Genomic DNA, 12,200 nt, shown 5'->3' with positions numbered 1-12,200 from the left:
AAAGTATTTTTTTAATGACGTGTGGTCTGAAGATTATAAAATAGCCTTAGCAGATTTTTTGTCTTTACCCGAAAAGGTTATTAACGAAAAGTGCATCCCCTTGTATGATTTCGCCATCCGGATTAATCCAGCCGGTAGTGGTACTTACAAGCCGGAAATTGTTTTCGGTTAAAATTTTAAACAGATCAAAAAATGTGGAAGATCCTTCATACATGGGTTTGTACGAAAATTCGGTATAAACTAACCGGGTTTTCTTTAATGCATTAAGACCTGAATTTAACACCAGATGTTCAACGCCCTGTACATCTATTTTTAGAAGATCAATAATTTCAAGCCCGGATTTTTCCACAACATTATCCAGCGTTTCCGACTTGATTTTAATTTTTACCGGCTGAGCTAAACCAGCGTCGAAAAAGTCATTTTTAACCTTGAGTATAGAACTTAAAACACTGGCATCCTTTGAATAATAAAAATCAACATCTCCGGTACTTTCAGAAATAACAATTGTTTCAACCCGGAAGCGCGATCTGTCCGGAAACTTGTTTTCTAAAGTTGATTTAAGGTCGGCAATTGGTTCAACTAAAATAGCCTTATTAATTTTATAGTGGTTATTAATAATGCCTGTAAACTTTCCTTCTGATGCACCGATATCAATTATATTTATGGGTTTATCATTTGGCAGGAATTTAACGATCTCTGAGGGTACGCCAGCCCGGTTAAAAGGAATTTTTAATAAATAATAAAGAAAATATTTGCCCTCCTGCTTAACTGAATTGGGGATCAATGATTTAAAATTCATATAATGAATATAATATAAATCGAAATTAATTAAATAAATGAGATTTATTTAAAGTTATTGAAGAGCGTCTCTGTTTTACCGGCAATGTGCAATTTGCTTTGGTTCTTTGTGACATAGTTGCTTAGATCACCATATATTGACTTGTAATAGTTATTTCCACTTTAAGGATGTGGGATACTGCAAACATTATCAAAAGGGGGGGTAGTTACACCAACATTTAAAAAGCCCTTAATCATTGAAATTACTATTAAGTTGCAATTAGTTAAACAGTTTTCTGGGTATGCTTCCTTTCTGGGTTAACCGATTTTTTATTGTGCCGACAGTTGTAAAACGCTCTGAATTTTACTTAATCTGCCTCAGATTTCAAAAAAATCCATGAGCGGTATATCGTCTTTTAACTAATAGAAAATCAATAGTTTAGTTAAATTTTTTCTAAAAAAAACTTTGAAATATTCTTATTGGTAGCGATATTTAGCAAACTAAACTTTATCACATGAAATCTCACTCATTTTGCTTGGCCATGCTATTCGGGTTATTAGCTTTTTGCCATAAAGCAAGCGCACAGAAAACAATCATCGAACTGGATACGCTGACCTTAACGCCATCAGCTCCGTTGCCGTTTGATGAGTCATTTATTCTTAAAGTGCCAATTGCAAGTAGTAGCGTTTCGTATGTAATGTATATTGAACACCACGGGGCACAAACGCTCAAACAATCATTTCAATCCGGATTGCCGCTCGAGCCTGTACCAATCAATACGTTTACTGTTAAAAAGCAGGGGACACAGAATTACCTGCTGATCACGATTGAAAACCCTCATCTGCTAAACCCAGGTAAGATCTATTCATTCATCTATATTTCGGGGGTATCGGATATTGTCTCAGCACTTGATAATTACAGGGAATTTGCCAAAAATGGTGATATGGCTGCAAAGGCCAAAGCTCAAAAGTTGATCGACGATATGGGACAGAAAGCTTATGATCAATTTGGTTTTAAGGTGATCTTTGAACGAAATCAATCGGCAACTAATATGGAGAACTTAAAGAGTTTTTACGAGCAGCAGTTAATTGGCCTGCCGGCGAGATATACAGCATTCGAGGCTGCTCTATCAGCATACCAGGGATTTGCAGTGCGTAACTTACCTGCACTTTCCACTAATGCAGGTTTGAAAAAATTATTACAGCTTATCGTACAAAGGACCAATGACCTTGATCCGCAAATGAAATCGATACTGTTGAAAGACCCCAAGTCAACCATGATCCGCTTAAACCGGCTTTTAGCAATTATGCAATTAGCAGATTATCAAAATTTAATAGCAGGTATAATGCCACTTGATTGTGATAATTGTAAGCCTGCTGAACCAAGAGACTATGATGCACAATTACAAAATATTAAAAATGCCATCGCAGGAATTAATGAGCTAAACAGTTTGTCCCTGGCGCTAGGGCATGTGCCCGACATACCCACCGCTTTGCCAATATTTACAACGATGATCGCAGACCTGAATAATTCAAGCGCAGCACTGACAACTTTGCAAATTGCCCGAAAACCAATATTGGATGGAATTAATGATCTTAAATTAGGTAATGCCCAACTTGTTACCGGTACCAGCATAATTAAGAATTTTGATTCCAGGAACAAACTCAGCATTGCCCCGGATTTTGGCGTGGTTACCACCAAGCTTGTTAAAGGAAACAACCCTTATCCCTTCGTACCTTATCTGGGTTTTCATGTTAATTTCCGGCCGTTGAACCGCGATGTAGCCTGGAAGACATATAACCATAAATTTATAAGCTATTGGTCGTTATTTTTTGGATGGAGCCTGGTAAATGTAGCCAATGGGCCTCATCTTGAAGCGAAAGCAGACTCCATCGGCGGATTTTTTAACAATACGAAGGGAACTTTAATGACCGGGTTAGGTTATCGTCTTGGAAATGCTGTTCGGATCACATTTGGTTCGATGTACTATTTCCAATATGAAGCGACCAACCCCGCGACACCTGCCTTTTATGATAAAAGGCATCTAAAGGCCTGGCCATTTGTTGGGTTATCCCTTGATCTTGCCCTTAAAGACCTTTTAAATGGTGTCCAGGATGTTTTTTCTTCGGCACCAAAACGATATAATCCACCACCACCGACAACCTCAAATTAATAAATTATGCCAACACAAAAAGAATTGGATGCTTACTTTGAAGAATCAAAGGAGCGCATCGCAAAGGCCGTAAATGATGCGATGCCTGAAGCGTTACAAAATGAAGCGTTTAAAATGTCTTTTCACTTAACTCATCCTTCGGGTGCGGAATTAAGGTTTGGACTCTGTGCCTGTTTTAATTCACATCAAGTATGGGGGTTATGGGATTGCCAAAAGTGTGTACCGCCGCAATAGCTAAATTAGCCTCGGTCTTTCTTTAAATGCTAATTCCAAAAATGGCCAAATAAAAACGGCCTTTACAAATATTGTAAAGGCCGTTTTGTGCTCCCGACGAGATTCGAACTCATATCGATGGTACCGGAAACCATAATTCTATCCATTGAACTACGGGAGCAATTATTGGGCAAATATAATTAAACCGCTGTTATCTTAGTTAAAAGTTTTGCTTATAATATGGTTAGCTTTATTGCCGGTTAGTTGCGTGCCCCGATATGATAAAATTTCCCGGGATAATTAATTCAGGCGCAGCTATTTAATCGATTATCACCATGAAAATTCTTTTCTTTTCGGCCAAGCCATACGATATTCAGTTTTTTAACAAGCATAACAAAACTTTTGGCTTTGAGCTTGACTACCTGGAAACCCACCTGGGGCCGCATATTGTGAACGCGGTTAACGAGCACACCTATGCGGTATGCGTTTTTGTGAACGACAAACTTACAATTGAGGTGATAACAACCCTGGCCACCAAAGGGGTAAAAGTAATTGCGCTGCGTTGCGCGGGCTTTAACAATGTGCAGCTTGAAACCGCGCGTAAATTGGGGATAAGGGTATGCCGGGTTCCGGCTTATTCGCCCGAGGCGGTGGCCGAGCATGCCGTAGCTATGCTGCTGACGCTTAACCGCAAAACGCATAAAGCTTACAACCGGGTGCGCGAGCAAAATTATTCGCTTAACGGGTTACTGGGTTTTAACCTGCATGGCAAAACGGTAGGCGTGATAGGTACGGGTAAGATCGGTAAAGCGTTTTGTAAGATCATGCTGGGCTTTGGCTGTAAGGTTATGGCGTTTGACCCGGTGGTGGATGAAACGTTGCGTGCAGCAGGCGTAAGCTATGGTACTTTTGAGGACGTAATAAGTTCGGCAGATATCATTTCACTGCATTGCCCGCTTACGGCAGATAACCACCACCTGGTTAACAGGGAAGTGATCGCACTGATGAAGAAAGGCGTAACGCTCATCAATACCAGCCGCGGCGGACTGATCAATACCGAAGATGTAATTACAGGGTTAAAAGCGCGGAATATCGGCTACCTGGGGATAGATGTGTATGAACAGGAAGAAAAGCTGTTTTTCAAGGACCTGTCGGGCACTATCATTGATGACGATACGATCCAGCGATTAACAGGTTTCCCGAATGTGCTGGTCACCGGGCACCAGGGCTTTTTTACCGAAGAAGCATTAGACCAGATCGCAGAAATTACCCTGACGAGTATTGACCAACTAAGCAAAGGTGCAGAGCCCGATGCGGCGGTAATGTTGGTCTGAGAAAGGTAGGTTTATCAGGTGTCGAATTGGTTAAACTATCCATTTTTCGTATCTTTGATACCTACAGCAACCGTGCTTTGCATGATTTAATCTATCGGTTTTAAAAATCTGGAAAATGGGCAAAATATTCGGTTTGTTTTTATAATTTGCTGATTGTTAATTAATTAGATAAAATATTACTACCGGTATAAACGCCGATACACGATAAATGGCAGATTTTACTACCGGTATTAGTGCCGATACCTGGAAAACGCCATTTTTTACTACCGGTAAAATGCCTGATACCCGAAAAAGGGTAATTTTTACTACCGGTAAAAGCAATGACACAGGTGTGACCAAGTTTTTGATTTAATTTAAAATATTATCGGTAGTCAGTCGTCTACCCCTATATAATGAAGAAAAGAGTTCTCTATACAATATTACTTTGGCTGTTTGCCGATGTTTATTTTTTTACAGCGGTTAAAACGTTAACTGCAAATCCGATTGTGCACTGGGCCTATTGGTTGGCTGATACTTTGATTTTGGTAGGTGTGGTGTTCACCATCTTCGGCCGCAAAAGGGGCGAGGCACACCGGGCCCTTTCCTGGCTGATGTCGTTGTTGTTACTATCTGCGGTCCCCAAGCTAATAGGCGCGCCGGTTTTAATAATCGAGGATATCGTGCGGCTGTTCAGGGGTTTCCCGCCGCGCAGTATGTGGGTGAGCGAACTGGCGCTGGCTGTTGCCGCTGTCCCGTTCCTGGCGCTGTTGTTTGGGCTGACCAAGGGGAGGCACCATTATACCATCCACAAAGAAACCTTATACTTCCCCGACCTGCCCGCGGCTTTTGACGGGTTTACCTTAACCCAACTATCAGATATCCACGCCGGCAGCTTTACCGACGCCAAAGGGGTTAACAAAGGCATTGACCTGGTAAACGCGCAGCAAAGCGACGTTATTCTGTTCACCGGCGACCTGGTAAATAACAAGGCCACCGAGATGGATCCCTGGATCTCTACATTTGCACGCTTGCAGGCGCCATACGGCAAATACTCTGTATTAGGCAACCACGACTACGGCGACTACACCCATTGGGACAGCGAGGAAGTCAAAGCCGCTAATCTTGACGATTTAAAGGGTGTGCATAAAAAGATAGGCTTTCGCTTATTACTGGACGAAGCCGTAAAGATTGAAAAGGACGGCCAGAGCATTACGCTGATAGGCGTTGAAAACTGGGGCAAAGGCGGCTTTCACAAATACGGCGACCTTGATAAAGCTATCCTGGAGATAGACGACAGCCAGGTTAAGATCCTGCTGTCGCACGATCCATCGCACTGGGAAGCCAAAACGCTGAACCACCTAAAACATATCCACCTTACGCTGGCGGGGCATACCCACGGCGCGCAGTTCGGCATTGAGCTGTTTAACTTTAAATGGAGCCCGATTAAATATGTTTACAAACAATGGGCCGGCCTGTATAAACTAAAGGACCGCTACCTATACGTAAACCGCGGCTTCGGTTTCCTGGGTCTGAAGGGCCGCATAGGGATCTGGCCGGAGATTACGGTGATTACTTTGAAGAAAGGTTAACGCCCTCCGCCCCCTAAAGGGGGTACTTTTGAAATAACAGATGGTAACTATATAAGCAAAAAGTGCCTTGTGATAATTAAGACGCTTTTTGTTTATGCTATTAAATTCACCTTTCAGTGGCCGGGGGGTTAAACATTAAACCTGAAGTGCATGATGTCGCCATCTTCAACAATGTAGGTCTTGCCTTCAATTCCCAGCTTACCGGCCTCTTTAATAGCGGCTTCAGAACCGTTATACTTTACAAATTCGTCATACTTAATCACCTCGGCGCGGATAAAGCCTTTTTCAAAATCGGTGTGGATAACGCCCGCGGCCTGCGGCGCGGTAAAGCCCTGGGTGATGGTCCAGGCGCGTACTTCCTGCACACCGGCTGTAAAGTAGGTGGCCAGGTTAAGCAGTTTGTAAGCAGCTTTAATCAACTTATTTACACCCGATTCGGTCAGACCCATATCGTTCAAAAACATTTCGCGTTCTTCAAATGATTCGAGTTCGGCAATCTCGGCTTCAATCTGTGCCGATATGACCAGTACACCCGCGTTCTCATCCTTAACTGCCTCGCGCACTTTGTCGACATAAGCGTTGCCGGTGTCTACCGATGCTTCGTCAACATTACAAACGTACAATACGGGTTTTGCGGTTAACAACCATAAGTCGGCAATGTATTCTTTATCTTCTTCGGCAACCGGCGCAGTCCGGGCAGATTTACCCTGAAGCAAATGCTCTTTATAAACTGTAAGCACATCAAAGGTTTTCTTTGCCTCTTTGTCGCCGCCGGTTTTAGCCATTTTTTCAACCTTCTGGATCTTCTTTTCAATACTGTCAAGATCCTTTAACTGGAGCTCGGTATCAATGATTTCTTTATCGCGGATGGGGTCAACGCTGCCGTCAACGTGGATAACATTATCATTGTCAAAACAGCGCAATACGTGCAGTATGGCGTTGGTTGAACGTATATTACCTAAAAACTGGTTACCCAATCCTTCACCCTTGCTGGCGCCTTTTACCAGTCCGGCTATATCCACAATCTCGATTGTATTGGGGACGATTGATTTTGGCTGTACTATCTCCGTTAGTTTCACCAGGCGCTCGTCGGGCACGGTTATTACGCCCACATTTGGTTCAATAGTGCAAAACGGGAAGTTAGCCGCCTGCGCCTTGGCGTTTGATAAGCAATTAAAAAGAGTTGATTTACCCACGTTTGGCAAACCTACTATACCACATTGTAAAGCCATTTATTAGTTATTAAGTTGATTATGTGAGTGGTTGGTTAAGTTAAATCCTGATAAGTGTGAAAAACTCAATCAACTTATTCAACCCAATAAACCACGCTCTAAAAAGCGCAAAGATAAGAGAAAATACTGCCTTATAATTTGAAAAAATAAACGACTTTTGTCGCAATTAAACAGGAACGGTAAACCCATGTAAAAAGCGGCGTATTATGGAAGAAATGGTTGAACAAATAGAATTGTTGCTGGAGCAAAAAGACGAGCAGCAATTACAGGATTACCTTAACAACCTTAATATATCAGATGTTGAAGAACTGATAGACGAACTTCCGCAATATGGCCCCCGTTTTATTGAAACTTTGTCGCTTAACCGTGCGGTAAACGTTTTCAGGATCCTTGATTTCCCTACGCAGGAACGCATCATTAAAAAACTTCCGGGTAAAAAAATCGCCGAGATCATTACCGGGCTCCCGCCGGATGACCGTACTGCGTTCTTCGCCGAACTGCACGGCGACGCGGTGAAAGCGCTGATCCTTCACCTGTCAGCCGCCGATCGAAAAGAAGCATTATCACTGTTAGGCTATAAAGAGGACAGCGTTGGCCGTTTAATGACGCCCGATTATATCGCTGTTAAAAAAAGCTGGGACGTTAACCGCGTGCTGGCCCATATCCGCCAGTTTGGTAAAAACTCTGAGACCATTGACGTTATTTATGTACTGGGCGACAAGGGAGTTTTGCTGGATGATATCCGGATCCGCGAGATCTTACTGGTTGACCCGGATACCAAGATAAGCCAGTTAATGGATGGCCGGCTCATTGCCCTTAAAGCTACTGATCCGCAGGAAGAGGCCATTAATGTGTTCAGGATGAATAACCGTACCGCTTTGCCGGTTACCGATGATGAAAATATACTGCTGGGGATTGTGACGGTTGACGATATCCTTTGGATAGCAAACGAAGAATACACCGAGGATATCCAGAAGATAGGTGGTACTGAAGCGCTGGATGAGCCTTACCTTGATATCAACCTGTTTAAGCTGGTCAAAAAACGGGTAGGCTGGCTTATAGTCCTGTTTTTAGGCGAGATGCTTACCGCTACCGCGATGGGTTATTTTCAACTGGAGATAGAAAAGGCAGTAGTGCTGGCCCTGTTTATTCCGCTGATCATATCCAGCGGTGGTAACAGCGGTTCGCAGGCCTCAACGCTCATCATACAAGCTATGGCCTTAGGCGAATTAACAGTTGAGGACTGGTGGCGCGTTATGCGCCGCGAAATCATATCTGGCCTGATGCTGGGTGCTACCCTCGGTATCATCGGCTTTTTACGTATAGCCGTGTGGAGCGGGTTTAGCAATATTTACGGCCCGCATTGGCCTTTGGTGGCATTGACGGTAGGCGTATCATTGGTAGGAGTGGTGTTATGGGGCTCATTGGCCGGATCTATGCTGCCGCTGTTGCTCAAAAAGTTGGGCGCCGACCCTGCAACCTCTTCCGCACCCTTTGTGGCTACCCTGGTGGATGTTACCGGGCTGATTATTTATTTCAGTATCGCGGTAATTATAATGAGCGATTTGCTGGGGAAATAGGTTGTCGCTTAGCTGTCGTCCGGGAGTGGAAAGCTTTACGCAGCCGAATTACTCAAACTGCAGTTCCCATTGGTCATCGCCCGCGTCCACCACGCGAAAGATTTTCTTTTCTACAGTTTTATCGCTGTCAGACGAATTGATGCGCACTATTTCATGGTCATGAAATTCCTCTGTTTTAGGTACCATAATTGCGGTTAATGAATGCGGGTCGCCGGGAACTGTTAAGATTTTCATAAGATTATCGTTTTGATGCTAGCTTAACAAAGCAGATCAAAATAAGTTTGCGGGGATCCATCCGGCGCGCTAATCCGGGCAGGGCAGCCGGCAGGTTAAACAAAAAAAGACCCGCCAGCCGGCAGGTCTTTACTTTTAGGTTTATAATAAAGTTTTAGTTTGGGTTCTTTTTATAAATTCTCGAATGAAAAATCATCATCTGTAATTGCTTTAGCAGCTTCCGGAGCATCGCTAAACTCGTAACGTTTTTCAACAACTTCCTGGTTCTCTTTGATGTAGTCGATGGTTCCGTTTAGTCCTTCAACAAATTTTTCAAAATCTTCTTTGTATAAAAATATTTTGTGTTTAATAAAAACTCCGTCTTCCAGTCTTTTTTTGCTTTCAGTAATTGTAACGTAATAATCGTTTGACCGTGTTGCCTTTACATCAAAAAAATAAGTCCTTTTGCCCGCTCTTACTTTCTTTGAAAAAACCTCTTCGCGCTCTCTGTTGTCAAAATCTCCCATGCTTCGTAATTGTTGTAGTTTAGTTTGTCAGGCATAAATATAAATAATTTTTCAAAGTGCAAGTATTAAAACAAATATTATTACCACTTTTTTAAACATTTATATATAAAATTATTAAATTTTTCTAGTTGCCCGGTACTTCTTCTTCCTCAAGTAGTTGTTTTTCATACAGTTCAAAGTAGGTTCTTTTGCGCTGCATCAGGTAATCGTGGTCGCCCTGCTCAATAATTTCGCCGTTATCTATCACTAATATTTTATCAGCATTTTTTATGGTCGAGATGCGGTGCGCGATAATAATATTTGTTTTGCCCTGCATAATATGCCCCAGGTTTTGTAGTATTTCTTCTTCGGTACGGGTATCAACCGCCGACAGGCAATCATCAAAAATCAATATCTGTGGATGTTTAACTATTGCCCGGGCAATAGATACCCGCTGCTTTTGTCCACCCGATAAAGTTACGCCGCGCTCGCCTATCAAGGTTTCAAAACCCTTTTCAAGCTCTATAATATTATTATACACGGCGGCATCTTTGGCAGCTTGCTCAACTATCGGCATATTTAATACATCGGCGCTAAACGCGATATTATTTGCGATAGTGTCCGAGAATAAGAACACTTCCTGCGGTACAACGCCTATTTGTGAGCGGTAACCTTCCAGGTTAAGTTGTTTAACAGGCTCGTTATCAATCAGGATCTCGCCACCGGTGGTATCGTACATCCGCAGTAATAAGTTGGCAATGGTTGATTTGCCCGAACCGGTACGCCCGATAATAGCCACCATTTCGCCGGGATTTGCGGTGAACGATACATTTTTTAAAGCCTGGATACCGGTATCAGGATAAGTGAAGGATACATTTTTAAATTCTATCCGGCCATTTATAACTCGCTTAGGTGTATCAGGCGATATAATCTCAGGCCTGGTATCCAGGAATTCATTAATGCGTTTTTGTGAGGCCGCGGCGCGTTGTATTAACGACGTCACCCAACCCAGCGCCATTACCGGGAAGGTAAGCAGGTTAAGATAAACTAAAAACTCGGCTATATTGCCGGGGGTGATGTTGCCCTTCATCACCTCAATACCACCAATAAATACGGTGATAACATTACTTACGCCAACCAAAAGCAACACCAGCGGATAAAATGCGGCCTGTACTTTAGCCAGAGCCATAGAGTGGGTTTTATAATCGTCGCTCTCCAATGCAAATTTAGCACGTACAGACCCTTCGCGCACATACGATTTCATGATCCGGATACCGGAGAAGTTTTCCTGAACAAAGCTGGACAGGGCTGATAACCGTTCCTGTATTTTTTCACTACGAAAATTGATGATATTATTTACATAGTATATCATAACTGCCAGTATAGGCATTGGCAGTATAGAAAAAATAGCCAGCCGCACGTTTACCATCAACATAAAAATGATAGCCATGGTAAACAACACAACTGTATTTAGCGCGTACATAATGCCCGGCCCCAGGTACATGCGTACGCGGCTCACGTCTTCGGTTACACGGTTCATCAGGTCGCCGGTATTGTGGCGGCGGTAAAAAGCAAGTGAAAGATCCTGGTAATGACTGTAAATTTCATTTTTCAGATCATACTCGATATGGCGCGACATCAATATGATAGTTTGCCGCATAAAAAACAAAAACAAACCCCTGATCAATGAAAGCGCCAATACCAATACGCCAAATAACAGCAGGCTCGACCCAAATATCTCATAAACCATGGACTGCCTGTTAAAGCCCGAAAAAAGCTGGTAAACACCAATGTTTTCGGTAACCAAATCAAACGCTATCCGGATAACCTGCGCGGGCAAAACGCTGAAAATATTCGATATAACAACGAACAATATGCCGGGTATCAGGTGCCAGCGATATTTTACAAAGAATTTATTAAGATAAGCTAGATCTTTCATTGATAGTTCTTAGGCCCCAAATCCGGATAGTATCCGGGGTTGCGGGTAAAGCAAAAATACATTAAATGGATTTGATTTTTTTAAGGAAACCCCGCTTTATCGTTTCAATCTAAAAAATGCCAGCTCTTCGCCATTGCGTATCAAATTTTCAACCGGTTTAAGCCCGGCTTTTTGCAGCACCCGCTGCGATGCCACGTTTTCAAACGTAGTGCAGGCTACAATTTCGGTAATATTTATATCGGCAAAACCATGGGTAATCATCGCCAGCGCCATTTCAGTACCAATACCTCTTCCCCAATATTTCTTTTCCATGCTATAGCCCACTTCAAGTATGCCCGGCTCATCATTAAACGGGCGTAAAAGGCAGCTGCCTATAAATTCGCCGGTAGCATTGTCAAATATTCCCCAAATCCCTGTCGCTTTGGTTGTTAAATACTGACTTAAGGCGTTGTTGAAAATAACAATACGCTCATCGCGGCTGCGCTTTGGCAAATACCGGGCAACCTCATCATCGGTAAAATGGGTTAGGTAGGTTTCCAGCTCTTCGGGTAAAAATTCACGGATAATCATCCTTAAAGTTTGGGCAATAATATTCATAATCAAATGTAAAAATTCATTTTAAAATCTATGCTTACAGTACGATATGCCGGCTGCTTAATACTTT

At 42.7% G+C, this 12,200-nt stretch carries 12 protein-coding genes and 1 tRNA gene; 6 read left to right on the top strand and 7 right to left on the bottom strand.

The annotated features are described in order from the left end of the window. Positions 1-64: 64 nt before the first annotated feature. Positions 65-799: an FkbM family methyltransferase gene (locus tag LJ658_RS11410; protein WP_230546637.1), complete on the bottom strand. Its 735-nt coding sequence runs from the start codon at positions 797-799 to the stop codon at positions 65-67. A gap of 493 nt (positions 800-1,292) precedes the next feature. Here LJ658_RS11410 and LJ658_RS11405 point away from each other — a divergent pair, with 493 nt between their 5' ends. Together LJ658_RS11405 and LJ658_RS11400 are read left to right on the top strand one after the other, a co-directional pair. Beyond that, positions 1,293-2,951, top strand: coding sequence for a hypothetical protein (locus tag LJ658_RS11405; protein ID WP_230546636.1), 1,659 nt, complete (start codon positions 1,293-1,295; stop codon positions 2,949-2,951). Positions 2,952-2,957: 6 nt separating this feature from the next. After that, positions 2,958-3,185, top strand: coding sequence for a hypothetical protein (locus tag LJ658_RS11400; protein ID WP_230546635.1), 228 nt, complete (start codon positions 2,958-2,960; stop codon positions 3,183-3,185). A gap of 88 nt (positions 3,186-3,273) precedes the next feature. Here the strand turns inward: LJ658_RS11400 and LJ658_RS11395 are convergent. Next, a tRNA-Arg gene (locus LJ658_RS11395) sits at positions 3,274-3,345 on the bottom strand. A gap of 154 nt (positions 3,346-3,499) precedes the next feature. On the opposite strand from LJ658_RS11395, the gene LJ658_RS11390 reads away from it, so the two are divergent. The 3 genes from LJ658_RS11390 (at position 3,500) to LJ658_RS11380 (ending at position 6,066) form a co-directional block, all read left to right on the top strand. Further along, the gene (locus LJ658_RS11390; RefSeq protein ID WP_230546634.1) at positions 3,500-4,498 is read left to right on the top strand and encodes a 2-hydroxyacid dehydrogenase; all 999 of its coding nucleotides are present in this window, start codon (positions 3,500-3,502) and stop codon (positions 4,496-4,498) included. Between the two features lie 208 nt (positions 4,499-4,706). After that, positions 4,707-4,850, top strand: a complete 144-nt coding sequence (locus LJ658_RS11385) for a hypothetical protein (protein WP_230546633.1) — start codon at positions 4,707-4,709, stop codon at positions 4,848-4,850. A 40-nt stretch (positions 4,851-4,890) separates the two neighbouring features. Beyond that, positions 4,891-6,066 (top strand): metallophosphoesterase, encoded by a 1,176-nt coding sequence (locus tag LJ658_RS11380; protein WP_230546632.1) that lies wholly within the window; start codon positions 4,891-4,893, stop codon positions 6,064-6,066. 128 nt (positions 6,067-6,194) lie between these two features. Here LJ658_RS11380 and ychF read toward each other — a convergent pair whose 3' ends face one another. Then, positions 6,195-7,298: a redox-regulated ATPase YchF gene (gene ychF / locus LJ658_RS11375; RefSeq protein WP_230546631.1), complete on the bottom strand. Its 1,104-nt coding sequence runs from the start codon at positions 7,296-7,298 to the stop codon at positions 6,195-6,197. A 206-nt stretch (positions 7,299-7,504) separates the two neighbouring features. Here ychF and mgtE point away from each other — a divergent pair, with 206 nt between their 5' ends. Further along, complete coding sequence (mgtE, locus tag LJ658_RS11370; RefSeq protein ID WP_230546630.1) at positions 7,505-8,878, top strand: magnesium transporter; 1,374 nt, start codon at positions 7,505-7,507, stop codon at positions 8,876-8,878. A gap of 48 nt (positions 8,879-8,926) precedes the next feature. On the opposite strand, the gene LJ658_RS11365 is transcribed toward mgtE, so the two are convergent. The 4 genes from LJ658_RS11365 to LJ658_RS11350 all read right to left on the bottom strand — a co-directional run bounded on the left by LJ658_RS11365 (position 8,927) and on the right by LJ658_RS11350 (position 12,133). Further along, positions 8,927-9,112: a hypothetical protein gene (locus tag LJ658_RS11365; protein ID WP_230546629.1), complete on the bottom strand. Its 186-nt coding sequence runs from the start codon at positions 9,110-9,112 to the stop codon at positions 8,927-8,929. A gap of 170 nt (positions 9,113-9,282) precedes the next feature. After that, positions 9,283-9,618, bottom strand: coding sequence for a DUF3276 family protein (locus tag LJ658_RS11360; RefSeq protein WP_230546628.1), 336 nt, complete (start codon positions 9,616-9,618; stop codon positions 9,283-9,285). Positions 9,619-9,742: 124 nt separating this feature from the next. Continuing rightward, complete coding sequence (locus LJ658_RS11355; RefSeq protein WP_230546627.1) at positions 9,743-11,536, bottom strand: ABC transporter ATP-binding protein; 1,794 nt, start codon at positions 11,534-11,536, stop codon at positions 9,743-9,745. Positions 11,537-11,632: 96 nt separating this feature from the next. Then, positions 11,633-12,133, bottom strand: coding sequence for a GNAT family N-acetyltransferase (locus LJ658_RS11350; RefSeq protein ID WP_230546626.1), 501 nt, complete (start codon positions 12,131-12,133; stop codon positions 11,633-11,635). Positions 12,134-12,200 lie beyond the last annotated feature (67 nt).

This window comes from Mucilaginibacter sp. UR6-11, from assembly GCF_020880695.1.
GTDB lineage: Bacteria > Bacteroidota > Bacteroidia > Sphingobacteriales > Sphingobacteriaceae > Mucilaginibacter.
This window is presented reverse-complemented; position numbering and strand designations above follow the sequence as displayed.